Annotated in this window: 10 protein-coding genes; 6 read left to right on the forward strand and 4 right to left on the reverse strand. The window is 61.9% G+C overall.

Features of this window, described 5'->3' with window-relative positions; translation table 11 throughout:
* Window positions 1-5 precede the first annotated feature (5 nt).
* Window positions 6-2,750, forward strand: a complete 2,745-nt coding sequence (gene ppc / locus NX84_RS03725; protein ID WP_039673919.1) for a phosphoenolpyruvate carboxylase — start codon at window positions 6-8, stop codon at window positions 2,748-2,750.
* Between the two features lie 255 nt (window positions 2,751-3,005).
* Here the strand turns inward: ppc and NX84_RS03730 are convergent, their stop codons facing one another.
* The 4 genes from NX84_RS03730 to NX84_RS03745 all read right to left on the reverse strand — a co-directional run bounded on the left by NX84_RS03730 (window position 3,006) and on the right by NX84_RS03745 (window position 10,084).
* The gene (locus tag NX84_RS03730) at window positions 3,006-4,034 is read right to left on the reverse strand and encodes an HNH endonuclease signature motif containing protein (RefSeq protein WP_052319650.1); all 1,029 of its coding nucleotides are present in this window, start codon (window positions 4,032-4,034) and stop codon (window positions 3,006-3,008) included.
* An 83-nt stretch (window positions 4,035-4,117) separates the two neighbouring features.
* Window positions 4,118-6,145: a M3 family metallopeptidase gene (locus tag NX84_RS03735; protein ID WP_039673921.1), complete on the reverse strand. Its 2,028-nt coding sequence runs from the start codon at window positions 6,143-6,145 to the stop codon at window positions 4,118-4,120.
* Between the two features lie 29 nt (window positions 6,146-6,174).
* Window positions 6,175-7,533 (reverse strand): PepSY-associated TM helix domain-containing protein, encoded by a 1,359-nt coding sequence (locus NX84_RS03740; RefSeq protein WP_039673923.1) that lies wholly within the window; start codon window positions 7,531-7,533, stop codon window positions 6,175-6,177.
* Window positions 7,534-7,900: 367 nt separating this feature from the next.
* Complete coding sequence (locus tag NX84_RS03745) at window positions 7,901-10,084, reverse strand: NADP-dependent isocitrate dehydrogenase (RefSeq protein WP_039673925.1); 2,184 nt, start codon at window positions 10,082-10,084, stop codon at window positions 7,901-7,903.
* A 182-nt stretch (window positions 10,085-10,266) separates the two neighbouring features.
* Here NX84_RS03745 and NX84_RS03750 point away from each other — a divergent pair, with 182 nt between their 5' ends.
* From NX84_RS03750 to NX84_RS03770, 5 genes are all read left to right on the forward strand, one after another.
* Window positions 10,267-11,508, forward strand: coding sequence for an MFS transporter (locus NX84_RS03750; RefSeq protein WP_039673927.1), 1,242 nt, complete (start codon window positions 10,267-10,269; stop codon window positions 11,506-11,508).
* A 10-nt stretch (window positions 11,509-11,518) separates the two neighbouring features.
* The gene (locus NX84_RS03755; RefSeq protein ID WP_039673930.1) at window positions 11,519-12,418 is read left to right on the forward strand and encodes an exodeoxyribonuclease III; all 900 of its coding nucleotides are present in this window, start codon (window positions 11,519-11,521) and stop codon (window positions 12,416-12,418) included.
* 64 nt (window positions 12,419-12,482) lie between these two features.
* On the forward strand, window positions 12,483-12,674 hold the full coding sequence (locus tag NX84_RS03760; RefSeq protein ID WP_039674349.1) for a hypothetical protein: 192 nt from the start codon (window positions 12,483-12,485) through the stop codon (window positions 12,672-12,674).
* Window positions 12,675-12,721: 47 nt separating this feature from the next.
* Window positions 12,722-13,756, forward strand: coding sequence for a tryptophan--tRNA ligase (gene trpS / locus NX84_RS03765; protein ID WP_039673932.1), 1,035 nt, complete (start codon window positions 12,722-12,724; stop codon window positions 13,754-13,756).
* 52 nt (window positions 13,757-13,808) lie between these two features.
* Entirely contained in the window at window positions 13,809-14,891 is a 1,083-nt protein-coding gene (locus NX84_RS03770) for a YhjD/YihY/BrkB family envelope integrity protein (protein WP_039673934.1), read from the forward strand.

Genomic DNA, 14,891 nt, shown 5'->3' on the forward strand with positions numbered 1-14,891 from the left:
CCGCTGTGAGCACACCCGCCCCAGAACAAGTCCGCGAAGATATCCGCCTTCTTGGCCGAGTGCTGGGCAGGGTCATCGCTCAGCAAGAGGGCGAGGACGTCTTCGACCTCGTCGAATCTACCCGCCGCATGGCCTTCGACGTTGCCCACGGCGATGCCAAGCCGGAAGACCTTGTTGCCATCTTCCGCGACCTCGACATCACCAAAGTCAACCTCGTGGCCCGCGCCTTTAGCTACTTCGCGCTCATTGCCAACCTTGCGGAGGACTTAGAAGACGAGTCTGTTGATGCACCGGTGTCGCTGCGCAAGACCTTCGCCAAGCTTAAAGCCGAGGGCGTCGCGCCTGCCGACGCCTCCTCCATCATCCGCGGCGCCCACGTCGCTCCCGTGCTCACCGCACACCCCACCGAAACCCGCCGCCGTACCGTCTTTGATACCCAGACGCGCATCAAAGACCTGCTCAAGGAATCGCACCGCGGCGGCGACATGGCGGCGATCGAAAAAGAGATGTACCTGCGCATGACGCTGCTGTGGCAGACTGCGCTTATCCGCATCGCGCGCCCCACCTTGGAAGACGAGGTGGATGTTGGCTTGCGCTATTACAAGCTTTCCCTGCTCGACCAGGTTCCCGCCCTCAATCGCGCCATCCGCCATGCTATGCGCGAGACCTTTGGCCAGCAGCTGCCGGATTCCCCGGTCGTGCGCCCGGGCTCTTGGATCGGCGGCGACCATGACGGCAACCCCTATGTCACCGAGCACACCCTCACCTACGCCACCCGCAAGGCTGCGAAAACGGTATTGCGCTACTACGAAGAGCAGCTGGCCGAGTTGGAGCGCGAGCTTTCCCTCTCCGACCGCTACTCCTCTAGCTCCAAGGAGCTGGGCGCGCTTGCCGACGCCGCAAATAACACCGAAGAATCCCGCGTCGACGAACCATACCGCCGTGCTATTTACGGTATCCGGCACCGCGTGAAGGCAACGCTGCAGGAGGTGAAGGGTGAGATGAGGGGGACGTCGGCAAGCGCGTATGCCTCGCCGGAAGAACTCAAGCGTGACTTGGACGTGATCGACCGTTCGCTGCGCCAGTTCAATGACGACATCATCGCCGATGACCGCCTCGCACGTTTGCGCTCTGCCGTGACGACCTTTGGCTTTCACCTCTATTCGCTGGATATGCGCCAGAATTCGGAGTCCTTCGAGAACCTACTGACGGAGATTTTCGCGGAAGCGAGCATCGTCGAGGAGTATCGCGCGCTCGGCGAAGAGGAGAAAATCGAGCTGCTGGTGAAGGAACTGCAGACCAACCGCCCGCTGCTGTTTTCCGTTGCAGAATTCAGCGAGGACACCGCCAAGGAGCTTGGCATCTTCCGGGCAGCCGCGCGGGCGGTGCGGGATTTGGGGCCGGAGTCGGTTTCGCACTGCATCATCTCCATGACGGGCACGGTCTCCGATATTTTGGAGCCGATGGTGCTGCTCAAGGAAGTGGGGCTGAAACAGGTGGACGTGGTGCCGCTGTTTGAAACCATCGAGGACCTGAAGGCCGGTGCGGGCATTCTGGAGAAGCTGTGGGCGGTGCCGGTTTATCGCGAGCACCTGCGCTCGCGTGGTGACATCCAGGAGGTCATGCTGGGCTACTCCGATTCCAACAAGGACGGCGGCTATTTGCAGGCTAACTGGGCGCTGTACGACGCCGAGCTTGAATTGGTGGAACTGTGCCAACGCTTCGGTATTGGTTTGCGCCTCGCGCATGGCCGCGGCGGGGCGGTTGGTCGCGGTGGCGGCCCGACCTATGATGCGATTTTGGCGCAGCCGAAGGGTGCGGTGTCGGGTTCGGTGCGTATTACCGAGCAAGGAGAGGTCATCTCCGCAAAGTACGGTGCGCCGGAGACTGCGCGCCGCCACTTGGAGGCGTTTGTTTCTGGAGCGTTGGAGGCCTCGTTGCTCGATACTGAGCCGATTGCGGATCCGGAGCGCGCCTACGACATCATGCGTGAGCTGGCGTCCTTGAGCGGCGCGGCGTACCGCCAGCTGGTTGACGACCCCGGCTTCATCTCCTACTTCACCCAATCCACGCCTCTACACGAGATTGGCGAGCTTAACTTAGGCTCGCGCCCGACCTCACGCAAGCAGACCACCGCGATTTCGGACCTGCGCGCGATTCCGTGGGTGCTGTCGTGGTCGCAGTCTCGCACCAATATTCCTGGCTGGTTCGGTGTGGGCAGCGCAGTGACGTTGTGGGTAGCCCAAGGCGCTGGCACCGCCGGTAGCAGTGCCGACACGTCACCCGGCGGAGAGGTTAAGAGCAGCGAGGTCAAGAGCGGTGAGGTCAAGAGCGGTGAAGAGGCGCGCTGGGAGGAGCTGCGTGAGCTCTATCGCACCTGGCCATTCTTCCGCTCGGTGTTTTCCAACATGGCCCAGGTCATGGCGAAGGCGGAGATGCAGCTAGCGCGCCTCTACGCCAACCTGGTTGATGATAAAGCCACCGCCGAGCGCATCTTTGCCCTCATCTCTGAGGAGTTTGAGCGTACCCGCGAGGTCTACCTCAAGGTCACAGGCAACGCGGATCTGGTCAGCGAGAATCAGCGCCAGGCGCGCTCGCTCAAGCGCCGCTACCCGTACTTGCTCCCGCTCAACGCTGTTCAGCTCGAGCTGCTGCGCCGCTACCGTCAGGGCGATGACCAGTTCCTCGTGTCCAAGACCATCCAGGTCACCATGAACGGCCTCGCCACAGCACTGCGCAACGCCGGCTAAACCGCCAGCCAAATCGCCAGCTCAGCCGCCAGCTCAACCGCAGGCTAAACCGCCAGCTAAATCGCAGGCTAAACCGCCAGCTAACCCGCGGGCTTAAACCTCCGCGGCTGGCCACACTCGCACGCCGAATGCCCCGCGAGGAGGTGATTTCCTGCGGGGATTCGGGACAATCATGGGAGTGTCGAAAAGCGCTGGCGGAAAGTGGTCTGCCGGCATGCACTGCTAAGGTCGGCGCTGCCCAGGTGGGCGCGGTGGTTAGTTGAAGGGGCTGGTGAAGACCGGGGAGGCGTCGTAAGGCGGAATCCATGCCACCCGCCCGCCGATGCGATCCATGCGGCCGCGCGAGGGCGGAGCATCGGGGTCATCGTCGTTGACGCCGTTATGGTACGGGCACAGTGGCACCAAGTTGAGGATGTTGGTCGGCCCGCCGCGGGCCCAGGCCTTGATGTGGTGAATCTGGCACTTCTCAAAAGGTACTTTGCAGCCCTTCCAGGCGCAGCACGGATTCTCCGCGGCCAGCGCGAGGCGCTGCTTTGAGGTGGCAAAACGCTGGGAGCGGAAGACATCGAGCGGACCGTGCTCGCGGCTGACCGCCACGATGATGCCCCTGTCCAGCATCGCGCGCTCCACTAACTGCGAGCCGGTCATCGTCGCGCCATCGGTGGTCCGGACAAGGAACTCTTCACCATCTTTCTCGGTATTGCCTTTGAGCAGCTCGGCGTAATCATCGATCTGCAGGACCGCCATGGCAGTTACCTGAGTCTTGACACCGCCGCCCGAGAGGTTTTCCAAGAAGCTTGCGCCGGGGCGGTCTTGGTCGATGCCCTTGAAGACGTCGCTAAGCTCCAGCGAATCCGCCGTCACCGTGAGCGTGGCCAGTCCGTTGTCGTGCTGGGTAAGCTTGGCGCGCTCGGAATAGGTGCGAGGCTTGCGCATCTCACGCAGGCGCTTGCGGGCGACGTTCTCCACCAGCTCCGCGCTGGTCTGGCACAGCTCTACGCGCAGGTCCCACGCTTTATTGTGGTCCCGGACTTTCGCCACGAAGCTTTCGATGAGTTGCAAAGTAACCAATCCGTGGCCTCGACGGCGGGCGGATTCGGCGGCGGTGCGCTGCTTCCGGGTGGAGGTCGTGTGCCCGAAGTAGGTGTGGTGGAGGGAGAGGAGGAGGGAGGCGTCGGCAGGCGTAGCACCAAAAGACACGAGGTCGGATTCAGACAGGCCCGCGCACTCGGCCACCAGGTCAATGGCTCGGCCGAGTGCGGCGAAGAATGTCTGTAATCTCATGCCCCGCAGCCTAAAAGCGCCTCATCCGACGGACAAGGGCCAGCTGCCGCCGGCCGCGATATCTGTGAATAACTAGCCCCGACTCAGGCACCAGCGAGGCCGCGACGCTTGAGCAACGGGGCGACGTCCTTGTCGCGGCCGCGGAACTCGCGGTAGGCCTCCGTGAAGTCGCGGGATGCGCCCTTGGACAGGATGACCTCGCGGAACTTCTCGCCGGCGGTGCGCAGGTCGGACTGATCTTTGAACCACTCGAAGCCATCGGCATCGAGGGCCTCGGCCCACAGATAGGAGTAGTAGCCCGCTGAGTAGCCACCGGCGAAGATGTGATTAAAGTACGTCGAGCGGTAGCGCGGCGCGATGAGCGGGTTATCCAAGCCAGCAGCGCGCAGGGCTTCGGCCTCAAACTCAGCGACGGCTTCCGGGGTGGCCTCCAGCTCGGAGGCGTCGGCAGCGCTGAGCGAATGCCAGGCCAAGTCGATGATCGATGCCCCCAAATACTCCGAGGTAGCAAAACCTTGGCCGAATTCGGAGGCGGCGGTGATGGCGTCGAGAAGCTCGTCGGGGATGGGCTCGCCGGTCTCCACGTGGCGCGCGTACTCCTTGACCAGAGACCTATCGAGCGCCCAGTTCTCGTTGATCTGCGAGGGGAATTCTACCCAGTCGCGCGGTACGTTGGTGCCGGCGAAGGTGGGGTAGCGGACGTCGGAAAGCAGGCCGTGCAGGGCGTGACCGAACTCGTGGAAGACGGTGCGCACCTCGTCCATGCTGAGCAGCGGCTGCGAGCCGTCGGCGGGTTTGGTGATACCCATGACGTTGACGATGACCGGCTTGCGCTTCAGCAGGCGGGACTGGCCCACGAATTCGCTCATCCATGCGCCGCCGCGCTTGGTGGGGCGCCCGAAGTAATCGGTAAGGAGAAGACCGATCCCCTTACTCTCGTGATTGCCGTCCCGCACCTCCCACACGCGGACCCCCTCCGCATAACCTTCGAGGTCATCGCGCGGGGTCACGGTGATGCCGTAGAGGCGTTCGGCGGCGGCAAACACGCCTTTTTCCAGAACCTGGTCTAGCGGGAAGTATTTACGCAGCTCGGCCTCGTCGAGGGAGAAGTCGCGGGCACGGACCTTGGATTCCCAGTAAGGCCAGTCCGCGGCGCTAAAACCCTGGCCGTTGAGTTCAGCTTCTTCGGCGAGGAGTTTCTGCTCGCCTTCAGCGTTGGCTGCGGCGGCGGGGGCGAGGTCGAAGAGCATGGAGCGGGCGGCGTCGGCAGTCGCGGCGGTTTCCTCGGCGATGACGTAGTCGGCATGCGTGGCGTAGCCCAGCAGCTCGGCGCGTTCGGCGCGCAGCTGGACGGCCTCGATGAGCCCCGGGATGTTGTTCTCGGAGCCCCTGCTTGCCGACGCCCCATACAACCTCCCCCTCGCATCTTCCCGCGCCAAGCGGCTGAGCTCCGACTGCACGGTCGGCAGCTCTAGCGGGATGACGAAGCCCTCGCGGTTCAAAGCTTCGGCGTCGACCTTGGCGGAGGCGATGCGCTCGGCAGGCAGGCCCTCGAGCTCCTCTTCGGTGAAGGACACCGCGCGCTCGCGGGTAGAGGCCATGAGGTTGCGGCCGAATTCTTCGGAGAGCGCGGACAGGCGCTGGTTGATTTCGGACAGGCGGGCCTTGCCGGCCGCGTCGAGGTCCGCGCCCTTGCGCTTAAAAGTGCGCAGGAGGTGATCGTGGAGGCGCTGGCCTTCCGCGTCGTCGGCAAGCGGCGTGGCTTCTTTAAGCCGCGTGTAGAGCACCTCGTTCTGGTACATCGCGTCATAGTGCGCGGACAAGCGCGGGTAGATGTCAGCGGCAATGTCCTCCATTTCATCGGTGACATCCGTGCCGGAGAGGTTGCCGAAGACCGCCATGACGCGGTCAAGGTCCTGGCCGGAGCGCTCGAGCGCCTCCACCGTGTTTTCCCACGTGGGATCGGCGGGATTGGCGGTGATGGAGGCGATTTCGGCGTCGTGAAGCGCGAGTGCCTCGTCGAAGGCGGGGCGGTAGTGCTCGACGGTGATGTCCGTAAACGGCGGGAGCTGGTACGGCAGAGTGGAGGGAGTCAGCAGTGGGTTAGTCATAAGAAACTACCGTACCTATGCAGAGTGTTCTATGTGATGGCTTTCACTAGGTTCTTCTGCCGTGGCGTCTGACTGCGGTGAATGAGGATGACGTCGAGAACCAGGAACGCCGCGAGCGTAATTCCCAAAAGTGGAAGGAAGACGCCGACGGTGGCGGCAAACAGCGCGCCTAATCCCGTTGTGGCCCAGGAGAAGTGAGTCGTCGGGAGGAAACGTGGGCGGCGTTGGAACCACATGTAGTAGCCCAGCACCACGAGGGCGGCGGTGGCGAGGCCCAGGGCGAGCAGCGCGATCTGCAGTGGCAGCCCGAACATGATGCCCATGTGGAGGTAGATGCCCCAGCTGCTGAGCTTGCTAAACAGCGGCAGGCTAGAGAAAGGCTGGCGGTGGATGACGTCACCGGTGGCGCCATCCACGGAGACCGCATCGGAGGTGGTGCGCCATTCTACCCAGCGTTCGCTGACCTGCCAGGCGGAATGGGCGTCCTCCGGCGGGTACAGGCGCAGCGGTCCGGTCAGCCCCTCGGCGCGGCCGGTGGCAAGGACGCGCTCGGCCTCGGCAGCCACGCTCGCGCTTGACGACGCCCCTCCAACCCCATGTCCTTCATGCCCGGTGTGCTCATGCGTTTCAGCGGTGGTGCCGGGGAGGGCAGTTTCGATGGGGGTGGCCTTCCAGTTCATGTGCTCGACGAGGGAATCGACGTTCCCGCCGGCCAGGCCCGACCAGGTGATACCGGTGGCAGAGAGGCCAAGAAGACCGATGAAGATCCAGGCACCAATGGTGGAGTGCAGACGGGTGGCCTTCCAGCGGGCAGAGCGCTTGGGCTGCTGCTGGGCGGCGTTTGCGGTTGCCTTGTTCTTCGGGCGGCGGCGAATCCACCACATGTACAGGCCACCGCAGGCCATGACCCACAGCCAGGATGCGGCCAGCTCCGAGTACAGCTCGCCGGGCTTGCCCAAGTGGAAGCTTTCGTGCAGGGAGGAAATCCAGCGGCGCAGGGGCATCTCGCCTAGGCCGGAGTAGGTGGGGTAGTCCCCGATGACCTTGGCGGTTGCGGGGTCGATGAAGACGGTGCGCTGGAGGCTCTCATCGATGCTGTCATCGGACACCAGAACGCGCGTGGAATCCGTCGGTGTCGTGGCTGGCCACACCTGCGTGACTGGCATGTCTGGGTGCTCGTGCTGTGCGGCCTGGATTTGCTCCTCCAAGCTCACTGGGTGCTCGACCGCTGGAACGGTCATGACGTCGCGGTACACCACCTTCTCCAGAGAAGGTGCCACGGCATAAATACAGCCGGTCAGGGCCGCGATGAGGATGAAAGGGCCGACGAACATGCCGCCGTAGAAATGGATGCGCTGAATAAAAGATCGCAGAGCCGTCCGACTCATATGTAGTGCTCTTTCGGGGGTCTAGGGGTAAAGGGCACCTGCTGAACGTTCGCGGGACGCTCAGTAGGGGCGATGGACAGGCGCTGATATCAACTGCACTAGTAGTCGGAGGCGATGGTTTCTCGGTTCCCGAAAATTGAAAAACTTTTTAACTAACTGGGTTCCTCGGTGTTCAAAGGATGAAAACGCGCGAAGTAAGGCGCGAGAAGCAAGAAACAGTCAAGAAAAAGTTCTCGCAGCTCAATGGGTAAAAATAGCGCCCGAATCTGTTGTTTTGGGCCGGTTTGCGGCTAATGAAGCAAGAAAAGACCGCCTCGAACTCCAGGGAGGAGACGAAGCGGTCTTTTGTTAAGCGCCTAGCGCAGAATTACTTCTTCAGGCCATCAATAATCTCGTTGAAGGCAGCAACCGGGCGCATGGTCTGGTTGAGCTTGTCCTCGTTCGGGGCGTAGTAGCCGCCGAGGTCGACGGGGGAGCCCTGGACGTCGAGAAGCGCCTGCTCAATCTCGCCAGCCTTGGCCTCGAGGGCCTCAGCAACCGGCTTGAAAGCCTCGGCCAGCTCGGCGTCGTCAGTCTGCGCAGCCAGCTCCTTAGCCCAGTTGAGGGTCAGGAAGAAGTGGGAGCCGCGGTTGTCGTTCTCGCCGACCTTGCGGGACGGGGACTTGCCCTCATCCAGCAGGGTCTCGGTGGCCTTGTCCAGGGCCGCGGCCAGGACGCCTGCCTTGGCGTTGCCGTTGGTGTTGTGCTCGTGGCGGAAGGACTCAGCCAGGGCCAGGAACTCACCGAGGGAATCCCAACGCAGGTGGTTCTCCTCCTGAACCTGCTGGACGTGCTTCGGGGCGGAGCCGCCGGCACCGGTCTCGAACAGGCCGCCGCCAGCCATCAGCGGAACCACAGACAGCATCTTGGCGGAGGTACCCAGCTCGAGGATGGGGAAGAGGTCCGTGTTGTAGTCACGCAGCACGTTGCCGGTCACGGAGATGGTGTCCTCGCCCTTGCGGATACGCTCGACGGAGATCTTGGTCGCGGTGACCGGATCCTCGATGGAGATGTCGAGGCCCTCGGTGTCGTGATCCTCAAGGTACTTCTTGACCAGCTCGATGAGGTTGGCGTCGTGGCCGCGCTCCGGGTCGAGCCAGAAGATAGCCTTCATGCCAGACAGGCGGGCACGGTTGACGGCCAGCTTGACCCAGTCCTGGATCGGGGCGTCCTTGGTCTGGCAGGCGCGCCAGATGTCGCCAGCTTCCACGTCGTGGGAGATGAGGGCCTCGCCCTGGGAGTTTCGAATTTCAACCGTGCCCGATTCGGGCACCTTGAAGGTCTTGTTGTGGGAGCCGTACTCCTCAGCCTTCTGAGCCATGAGGCCGACGTTCGGGACGGTACCCATGGTGGTTGGGTCGTAGGCGCCGTTAGCCTTGCAGTCCTCGATCACGGCCTGGTAGACGCCGGCGTAGGAGGAATCCGGGATGACGGCGAGGGTGTCCTGCTCCTCGTCGTTCTTGTTCCACATGTGGCCGGAGGTGCGGATCATGGCCGGCATGGAGGCGTCGATAATAACGTCAGACGGAACGTGCAGGTTGGTAATACCCTTGTGGGAGTTGACCATAGCGAGGTCAGGACCGTCGGCAAGCGCGGCGTCGAAAGCAGCCTTGATCTCAACACCATTCTCCACCTTGTCCAGGCCCTCGTAGATAGCGCCCAGGCCGTTCTCGCCGTTGAGGCCAACAGCCTCGAGCTCCTCGCCGTACTTCTCAAAGACATCAGCGAAGAAAGCGCGCACGACGTGGCCGAAGATGATGGGGTCAGAAACCTTCATCATGGTGGCCTTGAGGTGAGCGGAGAAGAGAACGCCCTCCTCCTTGGCGCGGGCAACCTGCGCCTTGAGGAACTCGTCGAGTGCCTTGGCGGACATGAAGGTGCCGTCGATAACCTCGCCCTTGAGCACCGGCAGCTTCTCCAGCAGGGTCTGCTCGCCCTCGGCGGTCTTCAGGACGATGGAGAGGGTATCCTCCTCCGGCATGATGACGGACTTCTCATTGTGGCGGAAGTCGTTAGCATCCATGGTGGCCACGTTGGTCTTGGAATCAGCAGACCACGCGCCCATCTTGTGCGGGTTCTTCTTAGCAAAGTTCTTGACCGCAATCGGGGCGCGGCGGTCGGAGTTGCCCTCACGCAGAACCGGGTTCACAGCGGAGCCCTTAACAGCGTCGTACTGCTCCTGTGCCTCTTCGTACTCCGGAAGATCGAAGCCGGCGGCCTGCAGCTCAGCAATGGCCTTCTTCAGCTGCACGAGGGATGCGGAGATATTCGGCAGCTTGATGATGTTAGCTTCCGGGGTCTTCGCCAGCTGGCCAAGCTCGGCCAGGGCGTCGGAGACCTTCTTGTCACCAAGGCGGTCCGGGAACTGGGCCAGGATGCGGCCGGCCAGGGAAATGTCGCGGGTCTCTACCTCAATACCTGCGGTGGAGGCGAAGGCCTCCACAACCGGCTTGAAAGAGTAGGTCGCCAGCAGCGGCGCCTCGTCGGTGCGGGTCCAGATAATCTTAGCCATGGTTCTCCTCGATTAGTTGAAAACTGTTCAACCTCACAGGATACCTGTCTTGTTATCGCCGCGTGGCGGCCCCTGTGTGACACGTGCCACCTGTGGGGAAGGTTTGTTGACTTGGCACAACCTGTCCGTCTGAGCTTACGAGCCCCGTAGGAGAAGTATTAAGGTCTGCCCACGTGAACCCGATGAAGCCAGCCACTCGCATCAAACGCCGTCCCGTCCCGCGCCAGACGGAAATTTCCGCGTCGCGCCGCACCATCGTCATGATCGCCATGGCGTTGGGCGCCTTCGCCATCGGCACGACGGAATTTACGTCGATGGGTTTGCTGCCACTCATCGCGGATGATTTCGGCATTACGGAAGATACGGCGTCGGTAGTCATCTCCGTCTACGCGCTTGGCGTCGTCGTGGGCGCGCCGGTCATCGCAGCACTCACGGGCAAGCTTCCGCGCCGCCGCCTGATTATCCTGCTCATTGGCTTTTTGCTCGTGGGCAATCTGCTCACGGCTGTGGCACCAAACTATGGAGTCCTCCTCGTGGCCCGTTTCATCGCCGGTCTACCGCATGGCGCGTACTTCTCGGTAGCTAACCTAGCGGCGGTCTCGATGGCTCCACCGGGCCGCCAGGGTTTTGCCATGTCGATGGTCGGCATGGGCCTGTCCGTTGCCACCGTGATTGGTGTGCCTGCAGCCCAGGCGTTGGGCCAAGAGCTCGGCTGGCATGCGGCGTATTTCCTAGTCGTGGCCATCGCGGCGCTGACGATGGTGCTGCTCTTTTTCCTCTTCCCGCACATGACGCGTATGCCGCAAACGGATATGTTTACTGAGCTTGGCGCGCTGAAAAACAGCCAGGTGCTTCTCACCGTGTTCCTCGGCACCGTGGGCTTCGGCGGCATGTTTGCCGTCTATACCTACATCACGTGGGCCATGACGGAGGTTGCCGGCATGGACCCGAGCCACACGTGGCTTGTGCTCATGGCGTATGGCATCGGCATGACCACCGGCAACGTCGCCGGCGGGTGGTTGGCGGACCGCAACGTGGAATTCGGCATCATTTTTGCGCTTATCTGCATGGTCGGTGTGTCCGTGACCTTCTATTTCGTGGCGCACAACGCGTGGGCGGGCACGGTTGTCTTCGGCGTCTTGGCCTTCTTTGGCTCCATCCTCGTGCCGTCGTTGCAGCTGCGTTTGGTTAACGTGGCGGGGGATGCACAGACTCTCGCGGCGGCGTTGAATCAGTCCGCCCTCAACATCGCGAATGCGGCGGGCGCTGCCATTGGCGGCGTGGTCGTGGGCGCGGGGTATTCCTATAATTCCACCGCACTGGCAGGTGCTGCCTTGGCCGTGGCCGGTATTCTTACTTGGTTTGTCACCATGTGGGACAAGCGCCGCCTGGGCCCTTCCGTAAAGATCATCGAACACCGTTAGACTGACCGGCATGAGTTTCACTATCGCCTCCGTTAACGTCAATGGCATCCGCGCGGCCTGCAAACAGCGCAATGACGACAACCCCGGTATGAATGCGTGGCTGGAGACCACGCCTGCCGATGTCGTCCTCATGCAGGAGGTGCGCGCCAACCCCGAGCAGACCCAGAAGGCCCTGGCCCCAGCTCTGGAGGCCGGATGGAACCTGGTCCAGGCCGAATCCGCCGCGAAGGGTCGTGCGGGCGTGGGCATCCTATCGAAGCATGCGCTTGGCGACGTCTCCGTGGGCTTCGGCTCCTTCGCCGAATCCGGCCGCTTCATCGCCGCCACCGTGGAAGGTGTGCGCGTGGCTTCTTTGTACCTGCCTTCCGGTGACGTGGATTCCCCGAAGCAGGATGAAAAGTACCTTTTCTTGGATGAGTTCTCGGAAATTTTAGACGACATGGCTGCGACTTACCCAGAGGCCGTTATTGGCGGCGACTGGAACATCTGCCACCGCGCTCAGGACCTGAAGAACAACAAGGCCAATGAGAAGAAGTCCGGCCACCTGCCGGAGGAGCGCGCCTTCATGGACCGCGTCTTTGGCTCCTTCCCGGATGAGCAGCCGCAAGAAAAGAAGGGGCTCGGGGACTGGCTCGGCGTGGTGGACTATGACACGAAGACCGCCTGGGAGGCGACTGCGGACCCGCAGTGGTTTGACGTCGCCAGGCGCCTGCACCCGGAGGCGGACGGGCCCTACACATGGTGGACCTATCGCGGCCAAGCCTTCAACAACGATGCAGGCTGGCGCATTGACTATCAGGCCGCCACGAAGGCCATGCTGGAGCGCGCGCAGCGCACCTGGGTGGAGAAGGCGCCGACGGTGGAGCAGCGCTGGTCTGACCATTCCCCGCTTCTCGTCGAGTATAAGTAGCCGAATACAAGTAGTGGTACGATAAGTCCGAATTAACGTCCTTTCTATTTCGCAGGAGATGTTCATGACCCGCGCACTCATCTACTTCGTCCTCGGCGCTATTCTGCTTGCCCTGGGTATCTGGTGGTGGACCATTGTTGGCCCGTCCTTCGCCTTCCTTGGACCGATTGTCCTCCAGGGCGTCGGTGGTGCATTCATGGTGGCCGGTTTCGCGGTCATTATGGACGTTATTAGCCCGACTTCCCGCAAGATTTAAGGCCCACAACGCCGCGTGGAGGCAGCAGCAGAGTAGAGTGGTCAACCATGACTGACTCCACTTCTGCATCGTCCTCCGCATCCCGAGTCCTCTCGGGAATCCAGCCCACGGCGGATTCCTACCACTTGGGCAATTACCTCGGAGCTCTCAAGCAGTGGATTGACCTGCAGGAGAGCTACGAGGCTTTTTACTTTATCCCGGACCTGCACGCCATCACGGTGGAGCAGAACCCGGAGGAGCTGCGCCACCGCACTATCGCGGGTGCCGCCCAGCTCATCGCTTTGGGTATTGACCCGGCGAAATCTACCCTCTTTGTGCAGTCCCACGTGCCCGCACATGCGGAGCTGACCTGGGTGCTGCAGTGCCTGACCGGTTTCGGTGAAGCCTCGCGCATGACCCAGTTCAAGGACAAGTCCTCCAAGCAGGGCCAGGACCGCACCACGGTGGGCCTTTTTACCTACCCCATGCTCATGGCCGCCGATATTCTTCTGTACTCCCCGCACTACGTGCCGGTGGGGGAGGACCAGCGCCAGCACCTCGAGCTCACCCGCAACCTGGCGGAGCGCTTCAACAATAAATACGGCGAGGTCTTCCGCATTCCGGAGCCCTTCATTCCGGAAGGCTCGGCCAAGATTTATGACCTGCAGGAGCCGACCTCCAAGATGTCGAAGTCGGGCGCGAACCCGAAGGGCATTGTCAATCTTCTCGACGCCCCTAAGACCTCCGCCAAGCGCATCAAGTCCGCGGTGACCGATGACCTCGGTGTGGTGGCTTTTGACCGCGAGAAGCAGCCGGGCGTGTCCAACCTGCTGGCCATTCAGTCTGCGCTGACGGGCGAGAGCATCGATGCCCTCGTGGAGAAGTACGCTGGCCAAGGTTATGGCCACCTCAAGGTCGATACGGCCGAAGCTCTAGAGGCATTTACCACTCCGCTCAAGGCTCGCTACGACGAGCTCATGGAAGACCGCGGCGAGCTCGAGCGCATTTTGGCCGAGGGTGCTGCGCGCGCGACGGAGATTGCTGCCCCGCTCGTGGACAAGGTTTACGAGGCGGTGGGCTTCCTCCCCGCACGTCGCGGCTGAGTTGGTTAGCATATGAGGGACGTTTAATAGACAACATAAAAGGGGTGTGCCCGTGGCACCAACGACACGCACTGATGAGAAGAAGACCGATGAGTATGGTATCGAGCGCGCGCACGCTGATGAACCGGGTGCGGTGGACAAGGTCCGTGAGAAGTCTGGCTTCATCGACCACATTATGAAGATGCTGGACCGCTACGGCAGCCAAGGCGGCAACCAATTTGCCGCGGGTATTACCTACTTCTCGGTTCTGGCTATCTTCCCGATTTTCATGCTCGTTGTCGCCGGTGCGGCTACGGTGCTGGCCAACCGCCCAGACTTGATGCAGCAGCTGGAAGAACAGATTGCCAACTCTGTTTCGGGTGATCTCGGTGATTCCATAACTGAGCTGCTGAAGACGGCCATCGATCAGCGCGGTGCCATGTACGGCATCGGTGGTCTGACCACCCTGTGGTCCGGCTTGGGCTGGATGAACAACCTGCGTATTGGCATTTCCGCCATGTGGATGCAGGATCCCAATGACGCTCCGGGCAACTTTGTGACCAAGAAGCTCAGTGACCTGCTGGGTCTTATCGGCCTGCTTCTTGCTTTGGTGGTTGCATTTGGCGTTACCGCGGCTGGTTCTTCTGGCCTGACCCAGAAGGTCTTTGAATGGGTAGGCATTGAAGCTTTCCCCGGCATGGATGCGGTGCTTGTTGTGGCCGGTATTGTCATTGGCCTCATCGCGAACTTCTTTGTCTTCTGGTGGATGGTGGCCTTCCTGCCACGCACCAAGGTGCCCACCAAGTCTGGCCTTATTGGCGCGCTTATCGGCGCTGTGATCTTTGAGGTCCTGAAGCAGCTGTCCACCGTCATCATGTCTTCGGCGACAGGCAACCCGGCGGGCGCGGTCTTTGGACCGGTCATCGTCCTCATGGTTGTCATGTACCTGGTGTGGCGCGTTGTGCTTTATGTATCGGCGTGGACCGCCACCACCGAGGAATCCCTTGAGTTGCTCGAACCGCCTGTCCCAGCTCAGGCAGTCATCCGCGTTCGCAACGAAATCAAGAAGGGCCCGAACACGGGCGTGACCCTAGGCGCAGGTGCTGCCCTGGGTGCGGTTGCTGCCAGCGCTGTGGCCCTGCTGCGTCGAAAGTAG

The sequence above is a fragment of the Corynebacterium minutissimum genome, from assembly GCF_000805675.1.
GTDB lineage: Bacteria > Actinomycetota > Actinomycetes > Mycobacteriales > Mycobacteriaceae > Corynebacterium > Corynebacterium minutissimum.